General features: G+C 54.2%; 16 protein-coding genes. 5 read left to right on the plus strand and 11 right to left on the minus strand.

The genetic code is table 11. From position 1 onward, the window contains the following. Window positions 1-3 precede the first annotated feature (3 nt). From GTGU_RS07880 to GTGU_RS07895, 4 genes are all read right to left on the minus strand, one after another. A complete protein-coding gene (locus tag GTGU_RS07880) occupies window positions 4-1251 on the minus strand; it encodes a polysaccharide deacetylase family protein (protein WP_038155587.1) in 1248 nt (415 codons plus the stop codon). 62 nt (window positions 1252-1313) lie between these two features. Continuing rightward, window positions 1314-1754, minus strand: a complete 441-nt coding sequence (locus GTGU_RS07885) for a PTS sugar transporter subunit IIA (RefSeq protein WP_038155588.1) — start codon at window positions 1752-1754, stop codon at window positions 1314-1316. Window positions 1755-1808: 54 nt separating this feature from the next. Next, window positions 1809-2579 carry an ABC transporter permease gene (locus GTGU_RS07890; RefSeq protein ID WP_038155589.1) on the minus strand — a complete coding sequence of 257 codons (771 nt, stop codon included), beginning with the start codon at window positions 2577-2579 and terminating at the stop codon, window positions 1809-1811. Continuing rightward, a complete protein-coding gene (locus GTGU_RS07895; RefSeq protein ID WP_038155590.1) occupies window positions 2576-3502 on the minus strand; it encodes an ABC transporter ATP-binding protein in 927 nt (308 codons plus the stop codon). Before GTGU_RS07895 ends, GTGU_RS07890 begins: the two co-directional genes overlap by 4 nt. Before the next feature lie 106 nt (window positions 3503-3608). On the opposite strand from GTGU_RS07895, the gene can reads away from it, so the two are divergent. Then, entirely contained in the window at window positions 3609-4271 is a 663-nt protein-coding gene (gene can, locus GTGU_RS07900) for a carbonate dehydratase (protein ID WP_038155591.1), read from the plus strand. A 25-nt stretch (window positions 4272-4296) separates the two neighbouring features. Here can and hpt read toward each other — a convergent pair whose 3' ends face one another. Next, window positions 4297-4833: a hypoxanthine phosphoribosyltransferase gene (gene hpt, locus GTGU_RS07905; RefSeq protein ID WP_051857315.1), complete on the minus strand. Its 537-nt coding sequence runs from the start codon at window positions 4831-4833 to the stop codon at window positions 4297-4299. Between the two features lie 205 nt (window positions 4834-5038). On the opposite strand from hpt, the gene GTGU_RS07910 reads away from it, so the two are divergent. After that, window positions 5039-7429, plus strand: coding sequence for a glucose/quinate/shikimate family membrane-bound PQQ-dependent dehydrogenase (locus tag GTGU_RS07910; protein WP_038155592.1), 2391 nt, complete (start codon window positions 5039-5041; stop codon window positions 7427-7429). Between the two features lie 39 nt (window positions 7430-7468). Here GTGU_RS07910 and cueO read toward each other — a convergent pair whose 3' ends face one another. Next, window positions 7469-8938, minus strand: a complete 1470-nt coding sequence (cueO, locus tag GTGU_RS07915) for a multicopper oxidase CueO (protein WP_038155593.1) — start codon at window positions 8936-8938, stop codon at window positions 7469-7471. A gap of 147 nt (window positions 8939-9085) precedes the next feature. Between cueO and GTGU_RS07920 the strand changes: the two genes are divergently transcribed. From GTGU_RS07920 to speD, 3 genes are all read left to right on the plus strand, one after another. After that, window positions 9086-9433 carry a YacC family pilotin-like protein gene (locus tag GTGU_RS07920; protein ID WP_038155594.1) on the plus strand — a complete coding sequence of 116 codons (348 nt, stop codon included), beginning with the start codon at window positions 9086-9088 and terminating at the stop codon, window positions 9431-9433. A 95-nt stretch (window positions 9434-9528) separates the two neighbouring features. Beyond that, window positions 9529-10386, plus strand: a complete 858-nt coding sequence (gene speE, locus GTGU_RS07925; RefSeq protein ID WP_038155595.1) for a polyamine aminopropyltransferase — start codon at window positions 9529-9531, stop codon at window positions 10384-10386. A gap of 14 nt (window positions 10387-10400) precedes the next feature. Further along, complete coding sequence (speD, locus tag GTGU_RS07930) at window positions 10401-11195, plus strand: adenosylmethionine decarboxylase (protein ID WP_038155596.1); 795 nt, start codon at window positions 10401-10403, stop codon at window positions 11193-11195. A 46-nt stretch (window positions 11196-11241) separates the two neighbouring features. Here the strand turns inward: speD and GTGU_RS07935 are convergent, their stop codons facing one another. Genes GTGU_RS07935 through GTGU_RS07955 form a run of 5 tightly spaced genes read right to left on the minus strand, consistent with a single transcriptional unit; the run spans window position 11242 to window position 15497 of the window. Then, window positions 11242-11487 carry a DUF2543 family protein gene (locus GTGU_RS07935; RefSeq protein WP_038155597.1) on the minus strand — a complete coding sequence of 82 codons (246 nt, stop codon included), beginning with the start codon at window positions 11485-11487 and terminating at the stop codon, window positions 11242-11244. A 41-nt stretch (window positions 11488-11528) separates the two neighbouring features. After that, entirely contained in the window at window positions 11529-12293 is a 765-nt protein-coding gene (locus tag GTGU_RS07940) for a DeoR/GlpR family DNA-binding transcription regulator (protein WP_038155598.1), read from the minus strand. A gap of 9 nt (window positions 12294-12302) precedes the next feature. Further along, on the minus strand, window positions 12303-13286 hold the full coding sequence (locus GTGU_RS07945) for a D-threonate 4-phosphate dehydrogenase (protein ID WP_084222762.1): 984 nt from the start codon (window positions 13284-13286) through the stop codon (window positions 12303-12305). Further along, entirely contained in the window at window positions 13276-14547 is a 1272-nt protein-coding gene (gene dtnK, locus GTGU_RS07950; protein ID WP_038155600.1) for a D-threonate kinase, read from the minus strand. The genes GTGU_RS07945 and dtnK overlap by 11 nt, the downstream gene beginning before the upstream one ends. After that, window positions 14544-15497, minus strand: a complete 954-nt coding sequence (locus GTGU_RS07955; RefSeq protein WP_038155601.1) for a 2-keto-3-deoxygluconate permease 1 — start codon at window positions 15495-15497, stop codon at window positions 14544-14546. The genes dtnK and GTGU_RS07955 overlap by 4 nt, the downstream gene beginning before the upstream one ends. Window positions 15498-15568: the final 71 nt, after the last annotated feature.

Here is a 15568-nt window from a genome sequence, read left to right on the forward strand (position 1 = left end):
CCACTACCCTTGCGGCTGATTACTGATCAGCCGCGCCATAGTTTCCAGCGAATCCGTTCTTAAAATATACAATCGCTTCAGTAAGAACGGATTATCCCCCGGTTTCACCTTCCCTTTCACCGTTGTCACCGCCATATGAAAACCAGCGTCGTTTGCTGCTTTGATTGCCTTGTTGTCATAGCCGCCAAAGGGGTACGAAAGGTACAGCACGTGCGGGTTAAATTGCGCCAGTGAGCGACGTGAACGGGCATAATCGAACAGGATATTGTGATAGCTGCGGCTCAACAAAATCGGATGACGATTGCCATCAACACGATGCAGGAAATGAGTGTGCGACTGCACATCAAAAACATCCTCAATACTTCGTAGCTCTGAAACGCTCATAAACTGCAGCGATTTCGGATCCCATTTCTGCGGATGGCGCTTGATGCGCGACGAGATAATAAACGCTGTGGCTTTAAAACCGTACGGTTTGAGCACCGGGTAAGCATAACGGCTGACCGATTTCAGTCCATCGTCGAAAGTGATCACCACCGAACGCGCCGGCAGGTTCATCTTGTTGCGAACATAACCTTCCAGCTGATACATCGTCAGCGTGGTGTAGCCCTGATCACGCAGCCAGGTCATCTGGTTGCTGAACGCACGCACCGAAGTAGTGGTCGAGGTGTGACGAAAGCGCGTGTTTTCTTCATCACGCAATATATGGTGGTACGTGAGCACCGGAATCCCGTTATCTTCCTGCGCATCCAGGCTGCTGATCCACGCCAGCCGGTTACCAATGCGGATCTGATACCAGGTCTGATTCAGGCGGTCTTTGAGTTTGCTGATAATGGGGTAGCGCAGATTATCCGCCAGCACGCCGAACGGAGCGCTGCCGGTATCTGGCGCGTTATAAACTGGCGTATCCCGCCAGGTGAGCAGGTTCTGATTACTGAGCCGCTTGTTCAGGTCGCCCAGGGTATCTTCCACACGCTGGTGCCCCTGGACCGGCTCCAGATGCGCTTTATCGATAAACCCGGTGCCAAAGCCAAAACTGAATTCGTAATAGTCGGCGGCACCCGGCACCACCGCGAGAATTTGGCCGGCGCGTACGTTACCGACCGTCACCACGTTATTGCCGATCTGCGCCCAGATGGTGGCGTCTTCCGTGGTTTGCATATATCGGGCGGGCAGCCGTTGTTGATTAATGAGGCTGGCAGAGGCACTGCTGGTAATGAACAGCAGCAAGACGAAGAAAACGCGAGTGAACATGCATGACAACCGGAGCAGAGAAACTGTTGTTATTGTAACAAAAGACCCGTCAATACCAACGGTTAATTGTCATACAGGTCATGCAGTAAAACGAAAGGCGGATTTTTTTGCTGCTGATGCCAGAGACTACTGACTTCCGCACCGCCACTGCTCACAATGGCTTCCCGGAAGGCTTCGCTGCTCAGCGTTTTGCGCAGCGGATACATTCGCTCCAGCAATGAATAACTGACACCGGAGATAACTTCACAGTGGCTGTGTTTGTGGCTCATTAACGCAGCGACACGATAAGGCGCAGCACCGGGAATATCCGTGAGAAAAATGACACCGTCGCCGGAATCGGTATGATGCAGCGCATCGCACATCATCCGGCTGAGCATATTGTCGCTCAGTCCCCGCCAGTAGCTAACGGCCTGGCACTGCACCAGCGGGCCAAACTTCTTTTCCAGCCGCTCACGCATATCCTCTGCCTGATCGTCATGGCAGGCAATGACCCAACCTAACATTATTTTCCCCTTTAACAAGGCGCCCGGCGGGCATCAGCACCACCGGGCGTAGGATCAACTGCGCAACCCGCGACCGCGCTGAATCAGATACCAGCACAGCAGGTAGAATGCCACGATAAAGATCACCAGTACACCGACCGTGGTAAACAGTGGCACGTCGGTAATGCCGAGGAAACCAAAGCGGAAACCGCTGATCATATAGACGATTGGATTCAGGTGTGACAGCGCCTGCCAGAACGGCGGCAGCAGCGTCAGCGAGTAAAATACCCCACCAAGATAGGTCAGCGGTGTCAGCACAAAAGTCGGGATCAGGCTGATGTCGTCAAAAGTTTTGGCAAACACCGCATTCAGCAGCCCCGCCAGCGAAAAGAGGATCGCCGTTAACAGCAGCGTCAGCGCGACAAACACCCATGAATGCACCTGGAACGGCACGAAGAACAACGATACCGCCGTGACCAGGATCCCCACACACAAACCGCGCGCCACACCGCCACCGACATACCCGGCGATAATAACGTGAGTGGGCACCGGGGCTACCAGCAGCTCTTCAATGTTGCGCTGGAACTTGGCGCTGAAGAACGACGAGGCCACGTTGGCGTAAGCGTTGGTGATCACCGCCATCATGATCAACCCCGGCACAATGAACTGCATGTATGTGAAGCCGTGCATCTCGCCAATCCGGGAACCAATCAGATTACCAAAGATGATGAAATACAGCGTCATGGTGATCACCGGCGGCACCAGCGTCTGCACCCAGATACGCATGAAGCGCTGAATTTCTTTCGTCCAGATGCTCTTCAGCGCGACCCAATAAAGCTGCATCATACCTGTTCTCCCTGTTTTTCATTCACCAGCGAGACAAACAGCTCTTCCAGACGGTTCGCTTTGTTACGCATACTTAATACCTGAATCCCCTGCGCGCTCAGCTGGCTGAACACGCTGTTAACGCCCTGCTCACGCAGCACTTCCACTTCCAGCGTGGAAGTATCCACCAGCCGGTACTGATACCCTTCCAGCACCGGAAGCGGGCTTTTCGGCGCCAGATCGAGAATAAACGTTTCTGATTTCAGTTTTGCCAGCAGCGCTTTCATGGAGGTGTTTTCCACCAGCGCGCCGTGCTGAATGATGCCAATGTTGCGGCACAGCATTTCAGCCTCTTCCAGATAGTGCGTCGTCAAAATGATCGTCGTGCCTTTATCGTTGAGATCTTTCAGAAAGCCCCACATTGAGCGGCGCAGCTCGATATCAACCCCGGCAGTTGGCTCGTCGAGAATCAATAATTTTGGCTCATGCATCAGCGCGCGGGCGATCATCAGACGACGTTTCATGCCACCGGATAACATCCGCGCACGTTCGTTGCGTTTTTCCCATAGATCAAGCTGTTTCAGGTATTTTTCGCTACGGATAACCGCTTCTTTACGTTCAACGCCATAGTAACCCGCCTGGTTGACCACAATCTGCTGAACGGTTTCGAACGGGTTGAAGTTAAATTCCTGCGGCACCAGCCCCAGCTGGCGTTTCGCATTGACAACGTCTTTGTCGAGATCGTAGCCAAAGACGCTTACTTCACCGGCGCTCTTGTTCACCAACGAACTGATGATACCGATGGTAGTGGATTTCCCCGCGCCATTCGGTCCAAGGAGCGCGTAGAAGTCGCCGGCTTCGACGGTAAGATCGATTCCCCGCAGCGCCTGGACGCCGCCCGGATAGGTCTTCTTAAGCTGCTTAAGTTCCAGTGCAATGGTCATTAAATATCTCTTATCGAGTTGTGACACTCGATGCATGGTTTTAAAAAGTCAGGAGTTGACCTATATTAGCGCAACGCACTAACTCGGTTACAGGTCGTTAACCTCCATGAAAGATATAGATACACTCATCAGCAATAATGCACTATGGTCAAAAATGCTGGTGGAAGAGGATCCCGGTTTTTTTGAGAAACTGGCGCAAGCGCAGAAACCGCGCTTTCTATGGATTGGATGTTCCGATAGTCGCGTTCCCGCTGAACGCCTGACAGGGCTTGAGCCTGGTGAACTGTTTGTTCATCGCAACGTTGCCAACCTTGTTATCCACACCGACCTTAACTGCCTCTCCGTCGTCCAGTACGCGGTGGATGTGCTGGAAGTCGAGCATATCATCATTTGTGGTCACTACGGCTGCGGCGGTGTACAGGCCGCGGTAGAAAACCCAGAACTGGGGCTTATCAATAACTGGCTGCTGCACATTCGCGATATCTGGTTTAAACACAGCTCGCTGCTGGGCGAAATGCCGCCAGAGCGCCGTCTGGATACCCTGTGTGAACTGAATGTGATGGAGCAGGTTTACAACCTGGGTCACTCCACCATTATGCAGTCCGCCTGGAAACGCGGTCAGAAGGTCACGATTCACGGCTGGGCCTACGGCATTCACGATGGTCTGCTGCGCGATCTGGACGTCACGGCCACCAACCGTGAAACCCTTGAGCAGCGTTACCGCCACGGGATTTCAAACCTCCAGCAGAAACACCACAACCACAAATAACAAAAGGCCCCTCGGGGCCTTTGTTTTATTCGTCCAGTAGCACCACTTTGCCGACGTAGGGCAGATGGCGATAACGCTGCGCGTAGTCAATACCGTAACCAACCACAAACTCATCCGGGATCGAGAAGCCGATAAATTCCACCGGTACCTCCACTTCACGGCGCGAGGGTTTGTCGAGCAACGTGCAGATTGCCAGCGATTTCGGTTCACGCAGGCTCAGGATCTCACGCACTTTCGACAAAGTATTGCCGGAGTCGATAATATCTTCGACGATCAGCACGTCTTTGCCACGGATGTCTTCATCCAGATCTTTCAGGATTTTCACGTCGCGGGTAGACGACATGCCGCTGCCGTAGCTCGACGCTGTCATAAAATCGACTTCATGTGATACCTGCACTTCGCGGCACAGATCAGCCATGAACATAAATGAACCGCGTAACAACCCCACCAGCACCATGTCGCTGCCGCTATTTTTATAACGCTCGGTGATCTGACGACCCAGTTTGGCAATACGCGCTTTGATCTCCGCTTCCGGGATCATCACTTCAACAGTATGTTTCATAAAACTAACCATCTGATTTTGATAATAAATCACTCAACACCGCTACGTTAAGCACCGACATTGATCAGCAAGCCACGCAGTATACCAGCAAATCGATTTATACGGTGTATGCGATCACAAAGCTCGTTTTGTGATTCCGATCACACTTGTTAACTCCTATAATTAGTTGCTACTAAAAAATTAACGATTTAGCAGGTGTCTTTCTATGGCAGAAACAAAATATCAACAATCACGGCTTCTCGTGAGGCTGACGGCGCTCTTTGCAGCCTTTTGCGGTCTGTATCTCCTTATCGGGGGGATATGGTTAGCCGCAATTGGCGGCTCGTGGTACTACCCGGTTGCCGGGCTGGTGATGCTCGGTGTGACGGTAATGCTGTGGCGCCGTCAGCGCGTCGCGCTGTGGCTGTATGCCGCATTATTACTCGCGACCATGATTTGGGGAGTATGGGAGGTCGGGTTTGACTTCTGGGCGCTGACGCCACGCAGCGATATACTGGTTTTCTTCGGCATCTGGCTGATCCTGCCGTTTGTCTGGCGTCGGCTGATTGTCCCTTCCGCTGGTGCCGTGGCGGTGCTGGTCGTCGCCCTGCTGATAAGCGGCGGGATCCTGACCTGGGCGGGCTTTCACGATCCGCAGGAAATTAACGGTACGCTAAGCACCGATGTGACCCCTGCCGCACCGATTTCGCAGGTTGCCGATCAGGACTGGCCCGCGTACGGACGTAATCAGGAAGGACAGCGCTATTCGCCGCTGAAACAAATTAACGCCAACAACGTTAAGCAACTGAAAGAGGCCTGGGTTTTCCGCACTGGCGATCTGAAACAGCCAAACGATCCCGGTGAAATCACCAACGAAGTCACACCGATTAAAGTCGGCGACACGCTGTTTCTCTGTACCGCCCACCAGCGTCTTTTTGCGCTGGATGCCGCGACCGGGAAAGAGAAGTGGCACTTTGATCCTCAGTTAAATACGAATCCCACATTCCAGCATGTGACCTGCCGTGGTGTTTCTTATCACGAAGCCACGCCAGAGAACGCACCGGCGGATGTGGTCGCTAACTGCCCGCGCCGGATCATTCTGCCGGTGAATGATGGCCGCCTGTTTGCCATTAACGCCGAAACCGGCAAGCTGTGCGAATCCTTTGCCAATAAAGGGATCCTCAACCTGCAGACCAACATGCCGATCACTACGCCTGGCATGTATGAACCCACCTCTCCGCCGATCGTGACCGATAAAACTATCGTCATCGCCGGTGCGGTAACGGATAACTTCTCGACACGTGAACCCTCGGGCGTGATCCGCGGCTTCGACATTAACACTGGCGACCTGCTGTGGGCCTTCGACCCGGGCGCGAAAGATCCCAACGCCATTCCGGCTGATGAGCATCACTTCTCGCTGAACTCACCGAACTCCTGGGCGCCTGCCGCCTACGATGCGAAGCTGGACCTCGTTTACCTGCCGATGGGTGTGACCACGCCGGATATCTGGGGCGGTAACCGTACACCGGAACAGGAGCGTTTCGCCAGTTCCATTGTGGCGCTGAATGCAACCACCGGTAAGCTCGCCTGGAGCTACCAGACCGTACACCACGATCTGTGGGATATGGATATGCCGTCCCAGCCGACGCTGGCGGATATCACTGTTAACGGCAAAACCGTGCCGGTGATTTATGCGCCAGCGAAAACCGGGAATATCTTTGTTCTCGACCGTCGTAATGGTGAGCTGGTAGTGCCAGCGCCGGAAAAACCGGTTCCGCAGGGTGCCGCAAAAGGCGACTACGTCACCAAAACACAGCCGTTCTCTGAGCTGAGCTTCCGTCCGAAAAAAGATCTGACCGATAAGGACATGTGGGGCGCCACCATGTTCGATCAACTGGTGTGCCGCGTGATTTTCCACCAGATGCGCTATGAAGGCATCTTCACGCCACCGTCTGAACAGGGCACGCTGGTCTTCCCGGGTAACCTCGGCATGTTTGAGTGGGGCGGAATTTCTGTCGATCCAAACCGCCAGGTGGCGATTGCTAACCCGATGGCGCTGCCGTTTGTGTCGAAACTGATCCCGCGCGGCCCGGGTAATCCAATGGAACAGCCAAAAGATGCGCAGGGCACCGGTTCTGAATCTGGTATTCAGCCGCAGTATGGCGTACCGTACGGCGTCACGCTGAACCCGTTCCTGTCGCCGTTTGGTCTGCCGTGTAAACAACCGGCGTGGGGTTACATTTCCGCCCTGGATCTGAAAACCAACCAGGTGGCATGGAAAAAACGCATTGGTACCCCGCAGGACAGCATGCCGTTCCCGATGCCGGTTCCGGTCCCGTTCAACATGGGGATGCCGATGCTGGGCGGTCCGATTTCCACCGCCGGTAATGTGCTGTTTATCGCCGCCACCGCCGACAACTATCTCCGTGCGTACAATATGACCAACGGGGAAAAACTGTGGCAGGCGCGCCTGCCAGCGGGCGGTCAGGCTACGCCGATGACCTATGAAGTGAATGGCAAGCAGTATGTTGTCATCTCAGCAGGCGGTCATGGTTCGTTCGGGACGAAGATGGGCGACTATATCGTCGCATATGCATTGCCGGATGACGTGAAGTAATGTGATGCCCGGTAAGCGTGGCTGCTTACCGGGCTTTTTTTATACCGTGAACCCCAGCATCATGCCGGTATCTTCATGCTCCAGCAGATGACAGTGCGCCATATAGGCAAATTCCTTCGGTGCATCATGGTCAAATTTCACCAGCACTTCGCTGACATCCCCTTCGACATGCACGATATCCTTCCAGCCTGATCGATGTGCCGCAGGCGCTTTACCATTCTCAGAAAGAATGCGGAACTGCGTGCCGTGGATATGGAACGGGTGCAGCATCATGTCGCCTTTGCCGGAGATCACCCAACGCTCATACTGCCCTTTCGCCGCAGCAAACATCGGTTTATCCATCTCAAAAGCCACGCCGTTAATCTTATTGGCGTTATGGAAATCAAAACCGTTACTGCCGTGATCAATCGATCCCCTGTGACCCATCATATCGAGCATCGGATCCATAGACAGTTGCAGCGTACGTTGCGTCAGCTCGTCCAGCGAGGGCAGCGCAGGCATAGTGGTTAACGTATCCGGCAGAGTGCCTGACGCCGGGATCACCAGCGGCTGGATGCGCATTACCGGGTGTGCGTTATCAAACGGCGCTGTTGCCATGCCCATCTGCTTGACCGGCAGCGTGACCAGATCAAACGCTTTGCTGTCGCTGATATCCACCAGCACTTCAAAACGCTCCCCCGGCAGTACCGGCAGTTCGGTCACTTTCACTGGTTCCGGCAGTAACCCCCCGTCACTGGCGATCACATACAGCGGCCGGTTATCGCTGGCGGCAAAATTGAGCATCCGCGCATTGCAGCCGTTAAGCAGTCGCAGACGCAGCCAGCCTTTGGGCGCGGAATGTTGCGGATAGATAGCGCCGTTGGCCAGCAATGTGTCGCCAGACCAGCCGACGGCGGCGCTCATGATGTCGAGCTGATAATCAATTTGCCCGTCGGCGGTGAATTTCTTGTCCTGCACGATCACCGGCACATCATCAATGCCCCATTGTTTCGGCAGCAACAGCATGCGCTGTGTGTTGTCTTCTATCAGTACCAGACCCGCGAGCCCCATTGCGACCTGACGTCCGGTTTTGCCATGCTGATGTGGATGGAACCAACAGGTTGCCGCACGCTGCGTCGGCGTAAAGGTAACCGTCCGCGTTTCGCCAGGTTTAATCATTCCCTGCGGGCCGCCATCCACCTCGCCCGGCACTTCCAGCCCATGCCAGTGTAATGTGGTCTCTTCGCTGAGCTGATTATGAATATCTACTGTCACCGTTTTCCCCTGGCGCAATTGCAGCGCCGGCCCCAGCAGATTCCCGTTGTAGCCCCAGGTGGTTGCTACGTGTGGGCCAAACGTCGTTTTCCCGGCCTGCACATTAATGGCGATGCGGTTCGTAGCGTCAGCGGTCAGCAGTTCGGGAATGGGGAGGACGGGGCGCTCAGCGGCGAAGGCAAACCGGCGCCATACGGGTAATGTGCTGGCGACGCCCACAGCGGCGGTGAGTTTTATAAAATCCCGGCGATGCATTTTTTTAACGTCCTTTTATTTTTATGGCGAATAATTAAGCTTACACTTTTCCCTTGCGGCAAGGTCAAGCAGAAAGATAACAATAAACAGCGGCGAGTCCCCGGGAAGTGTGCTAACGTTGAACTTCCACGAATTAAGGTAAAACTCATGAAGATGTTTTTCAGAACACTGGCGCTTGGCAGTCTGCTTGCCCTTTCCTGCAACAGTTACGCGTTAAGCGAATCCGAAGCGGAAGATATGGCTGACCTGACCGCCGTTTTTGTGTTCCTGAAAAATGATTGTGGCTACCAGAACTTACCGAATGGTCAGATCCGCCGTGCGCTGGTCTTTTTCGCTCAGCAGAACCAGTGGGATTTGAGTAATTACGATACCTACAATATGAAAGCCCTCGGTGAAGACAGTTATCGCGATCTGAGCGGCATCAGCATTCCTACCGCCAAAAAATGTAAAGCGCTGGCGCGGGATTCATTAAGCCTGCTCGCCTACGTAAAATAATCCTCTGATGAAATAATGACCGTGCATCCACGGTTATTGTTGGCTATCATGTTGCGCCCATTTTGAAGGGGTGTTAACAAAGGAGGTATCTGTCGATGACCGATAAAAACGTGTGGCACGAAACCCTGCACGACCAGTTTGGTCAATACTTTGCCGTTGATAACGTCTTGTATCACGAGAAGACGGATCACCAGGATCTGATCATTTTCGAAAACGCGGCGTTTGGCCGGGTGATGGCGCTGGATGGCGTGGTGCAGACCACCGAACGCGACGAATTCATCTATCACGAAATGATGACCCACGTTCCGCTATTGGCTCACGGGCAGGCGAAACACGTGTTGATCATCGGCGGTGGCGACGGCGCAATGCTGCGCGAGGTTTCCCGTCACAAAACCATTGAAACCATCACTATGGTGGAGATTGATGCCGGCGTGGTCTCGTTCTGCCGCCAGTATCTGCCGAACCATAACGCCGGTAGCTATGACGATCCGCGTTTCAGGCTGGTGATTGATGATGGCGTCAATTTCGTCAACCAGACCCGCCAGACGTTCGATGTGATTATCTCTGACTGTACCGACCCCATCGGTCCTGGCGAGAGCCTGTTTACGTCTGATTTTTACGAAGGCTGCAAACGCTGCCTGAACCCCGGCGGAATTCTTGTCGCCCAGAACGGCGTGAGTTTTCTGCAACAGGATGAAGTCATCGGCAGTCATCGCAAACTGAGCCACTACTTTCGTGACGTGAGTTTTTACCAGGCGGCGATCCCGACCTATTTCGGCGGCATCATGACCTTTGCCTGGGCGACGGACAACGGTGCGCTGCGCCATCTTTCCACCGAAATCATTCAGGCGCGCTTTCACAGTTCCGGTCTGAAATGCCGCTATTACAATCCCGGCGTGCATACGGCCGCCTTTGCCCTGCCGCAATACCTGCAAGACGCGCTCTGCTTCTAAGGAGATGATAAAAATTGAAAAAGCTTAAACTGCATGGCTTTAACAACCTGACCAAAAGCCTGAGTTTTTGTATTTACGATATCTGTTACGCCAAAACAGCGGAAGAGCGCGATGGTTATATCGCCTATATCGACGAACTCTATAACGCCAACCGTCTGACCGAAATCCTGTCAGAGACCTGCTCAATTATCGGTGCCAATATTCTCAACATTGCGCGCCAGGATTATGAACCTCAGGGTGCGAGCGTCACCATTCTGGTGAGTGAAGAACCCGTCGACCCCACGCTTATCGACAAGACAGAGCACCCGGGTCCGTTGCCAGAAGCGGTGGTTGCTCATCTCGATAAAAGCCATATCTGCGTGCATACCTACCCGGAAAGCCATCCTGAAGGTGGTCTGTGCACTTTCCGTGCGGATATTGAAGTGTCCACCTGTGGAGTGATTTCACCTCTGAAGGCGCTGAATTACCTGATCCATCAACTGGAATCTGACATCGTGACCATTGATTACCGTGTGCGTGGTTTTACCCGCGACATCAACGGTATGAAACATTTTATCGATCACGAGATTAATTCGATTCAGAATTTTATGTCCGATGACATGAAAGCGCTGTACGACATGGTGGATGTGAACGTTTACCAGGAAAACATCTTCCATACCAAGATGTTGCTTAAAGAGTTTGACCTTAAGCACTACATGTTTCACACCAGACCGGAAGAGTTATCCGCTGACGAGCGCAAGATCATTACCGACCTGCTGTGGAAAGAAATGCGCGAAATCTACTACGGGCGCAATATTCCGAGCGTGTAAGAACAAGCCTCAGGAGCTCTGCGGAGTTCCTGAGCGAAATCAGGGGTTATTCATTTCCCCATCGATTCAGGAATTCAGCGATATCATCGATGCGTTGCGCGTCAATGTCGGCTTCACTGGCCATCTCTTGCTGCGCCTCTTCGCTAATCTCTTCATTATTGCTTAAACGGGTGAGCAGGAGCTGGAAATAGCGTGCCAGAGCGTCACGCTCCGTGGCATTAACAGGCGCTGAGGACTCCGTCGAATACTCATCCACGATGTCATAAAATTTCAGTGGTATTTCATTACCCATCACTCATCTCCAGGTTTATCCCAACGTCTGCTATCCGGTTATTAAGGTTGAACCAGCGTCAGGGCGACGGATTGTGCTTTCAGTTCGGCCTGCACGGCCTGCGGTAAATTAACATCGGTGATGACGTCGGTAAAGCGGCTGAGAGCGGCGACATTAAACAGAGAATGGGCACCATATTTGCTGCTGTCGGCCAGCAACACCTTCCGCTGGGCGTTAGCGATAATTTCTTGTTTCAGCCCCGCTTTGTCTTCCGTCGGCGTGGTCACCCCTTTCTCAAGACTCCAGGTGTTACAGCTCATAAAGGCGATATCGGGATAGACACTGCGCAGCATCTTGCGGCCATATTCACCGATGCACGACTGGCTGCTGTCGTCAATCCGCCCGCCGACAATGGTCACCTCTATCTGGCGAAACTCCGATAAAAACAGAGCGATGTGCAGATCAACGGTAATAACGCGTAACGGCAGATGAGTCAGACACTTTGCCAGCTCCAGCATCGTGGTACCGGCATCAAGCACGACGGCATCACCAGCATGCACCATGGAGGCGGCATAACGCGCGATCGCCCGTTTTTCAGCGGGGGATCGCAGTTGTTTCTCGTTAGTCGTCGGTTGAGCAGGTTCAAAGCGACGTAACGCAACACCGCCGTGGCTGCGGCTGATCACTCCCTGTTCATCCAGTTTGATCAGATCGCGTCGGATCGTCGCCGGGGAGGCGTCAACCGCGTCTACCAGTTGTTCCACGGTCACCAGCGTATGATTTTTCAAATACGCCACAATCTTATCCAGACGGTGTTGTCCTTTCATAACAGGAAATTACGCCAGTTGCATTGCCAGTTTAATCGATATGGCCATGCTCTCAGATTTTGCTTTTCCCGTCCAGGCGATATCAAATGCCGTCCCGTGATCGGCAGAGGTGCGGATAAATGGCAGACCGGCAGTTATGTTGACGCCATCATAAAAACCGAGCAGCTTCAGCGGGATATGTCCCTGGTCGTGGTACATCGCCACCACCATGTCATAGTGACCTTCATACGCCTGTAAAAACACCGTGTCCGGTGGGCACGGGCCGTAAACATCGCTCCCCTTCGCCTTCATCTTCTCAATCGCAGGCCCGACAATTCGCATCTCTTCATCACCAAACAGCCCGTTTTCACCGGCATGGGGGTTCACGCCAGCCACCGCAATTCGCGGATTCGCAAATCCCACGCGTTTCAGGAAGGTATCAGCGATGCCAATCACTGTTTCCACGCGCTGCGCATTCAGGGTATCAAGGAACTTACGCAGAGCGATGTGGGTAGAAACATGAATCACTTTTAGTTTATCGGTGTAAAGCACCATCGCGTAGTCGCGGCTTTCGGTTAACGTCGCCAGCAGTTCTGTATGGCCCGGGAAGTTGTGTCCGGCCAGATGCAGCGCTTCTTTGTTCAACGGGGCCGTGGCGATGGCATGGACGTCGCCTTTCATCGCCAGCTCTGTCGCGCGTTTTACGCAGCGAAAAGCCAGATCGCCCGCCTGCGCCTGCACTTTACCCGGCTCCAGCGCCTCCGGCTGTGCCAGCGGTTCATCGATCACATGAATCAGGCCCGGCGCGAAGCGGGCATCCGCGACCTGGGTTATCGCGCGGAACGTTACGCCCTCAGCCAGCCCTCTGGACTGCAACCGCGTCAGGGTTTGCAGGCATCCCACTACCACCAGCGGTGCGCCGGTCAGTTCATCCTGGCTGAGCGCTTTAACAATAATTTCCGGACCAATCCCCGCAGGGTCTCCCATCGTAATCGCGATTGTTTTAGTTACCACTGTACATCTCCTCAATAAAATAAAGCGCATCACAAAGAGTGCTGTCTGAGCCGAATCCTCCTGCTTTGGTGATAACCGGCAGATCGTCAATCTCGCTGTTCACAAAGGTGCCGCACGGAATGCAGGGGGCGACTTCGCTTTGAATGCGATACCCTTCCGCACCCAGCGCGCTGGCTACTGCGGTGGCGATATCCCCTCCGGTGAGGAACAGGCCGCCGATGCGCGCCTGCTCAATAATGCGTAACGTGATAGCCCCAAGCCGCTGACTCAACAGTTCGCCGAGTTGCTGGCGACTCATCCCCACAGAACGACACAACGTGTCGATCATCTCCCGATCTTCCGCACGCCGACTGGTGCGTAAAATCGTATGATGCCGCTGGCTCAACAGCGTACAGGTCTGTTCCACAATCGAGGCGATCTCTTGTTCGAAATGCGCTGAGACCAGCCGTGAGGCATCAATATCAACGACCTTCGCCCTCTCCTGGCATAGCGCTTTGTCGACCTGACGTCGCGTGGCTTCGCTCATCGAGCCCGCGACCACCAATACTGGCAGCTCTTGTTTCTCCTGCATAAACATTCTGACCGGCAGGGCATTGGCGAATCCGGCCGCGCCGACCAGCAGCGGCAGCTGTTTTTGTTCACAAATAGCCTGCGCAATCAGCGACAGATCGCGATCTTCCATCGCGTCCACCACAACCATGCATTCACCTTCTTCAGCGAAAGAGCTCAACAGCGCGCTCAGGCGGCCACGACGGACATCTTCAAGCGAGACTTCGCGCACCGGAATGTCACTCTGCAACGCGACCAGTTCCGCAATGCGCGAAGAGACAATCGGCGTTTTGGGATCGCTGGCAAATTCTGTCTCCAGTAAAGGGGTTCCGTTGACCAGACACAGCCCATCACGGGTGGTGCGTCCGGCGGCGGGGATCGCCGCGGCAATGACCGCCAGTGGCCGATGAGTCGCCCGCATCGCCGCGCTGACTTCGGCCCCCACGTTGCCGCGAAAGGTCGAGTCGATTTTTTTATACACCAGCGGCAGGCTGCTCCCTTCGCACCACGGCGCTAATGCCTGTTGTACGGCCTGTTCGGCTTTCGCCGCAGAGATTGCCCGACTTTCGGTATTGATGACCAGCACATCGGCACGGCGCGAAGGCTTCTGCGCCGGGGTGAGCATCACCTCCGTGCGCGCGCCTTTCTTCGCTAACTGCACGCCGGTATCGTTAGAGCCCGTAAAGTCATCGGCGATAACGATCATTTTCATGCTTTATTCTCCTGAGCCACCTGCCGCGCCTGCCGTTTTGCCACCCACGAGGTGAGAATGGGTGTCAGGATCGCAGTGGTGATCACCGATGCGGCAACCAGCGGCGCAGCGGCGGCGGCGACTTGCGCCAGTGAAGGGTCTGCCTGCGCAATTGCCAGTGGCGTCGCGACGGCATTACCCGCCGTACTGGACGCGGCGGCGCCGGCAATGCCACTGCCACCAACCAGCCGGTCTGCGCGGATATTGAAGAAACCGCCAACGAAAGTGGTCAGCACGCCAAGCAGGATGCCCGCCAGACCGCCTTGCAACAGCATCTCCAGGTTAATGCCAGCGCCCAGTGCAAAGGCAAAGAAGGGAATCAGCAACGGACCACCTTTGGTCAGGAAGTCGCGCATGTTATGATCGAGGTTACCGAGGATCATCCCCACCACCAGCGGGACCAGCACCGCCACCAACGCCATGATCGGAATATTTGCCATTCCCGCCGCGCCCAGGGCGATCATTGTAAAGAACGGACCGTCATTAAGAGACAGAACGGAGATCGCACCGACATCACGTTCGTTGCCGAACTCGCCCACCAGCGCCGCATACAGCCCGCCATTCGAATTGCTCATTGCCGCAATAATCGCCAGGCCGCTTAAGCCAAAGATCCCTTCCGTACCAAATAGTTGCTCAACGCCAAGACCGATCGCAATGGCGATCAACAGTTTTGTCAGGGTGATTGTACCCCCCTGCAACAATGCCTGAGGCGCGGCCTTCACGCTGATCCCTGCGCCCATACACAGCAGAAATGCGCCAATCAGCGGGGCCGCGCCATTTTTAAACAGCGCGGTGGTAAACCCGCCTATTTCCAGTGCCTGCGGGGCAAAAGTATTGATAATGGCACCGATAACTAATGGCACGACCATCATGCCGCCGGGTACGCGTTCTATTGCCTTTTTGATGTTCATGGTCTTCCCGCCTGTTGTTGTGTTGTGATTAAATAAAATCATAAAGATTATATTTAATCAAATTTAGTTCA

The sequence above is a fragment of the Trabulsiella guamensis ATCC 49490 genome, assembly GCF_000734965.1.
GTDB lineage: Bacteria > Pseudomonadota > Gammaproteobacteria > Enterobacterales > Enterobacteriaceae > Trabulsiella > Trabulsiella guamensis.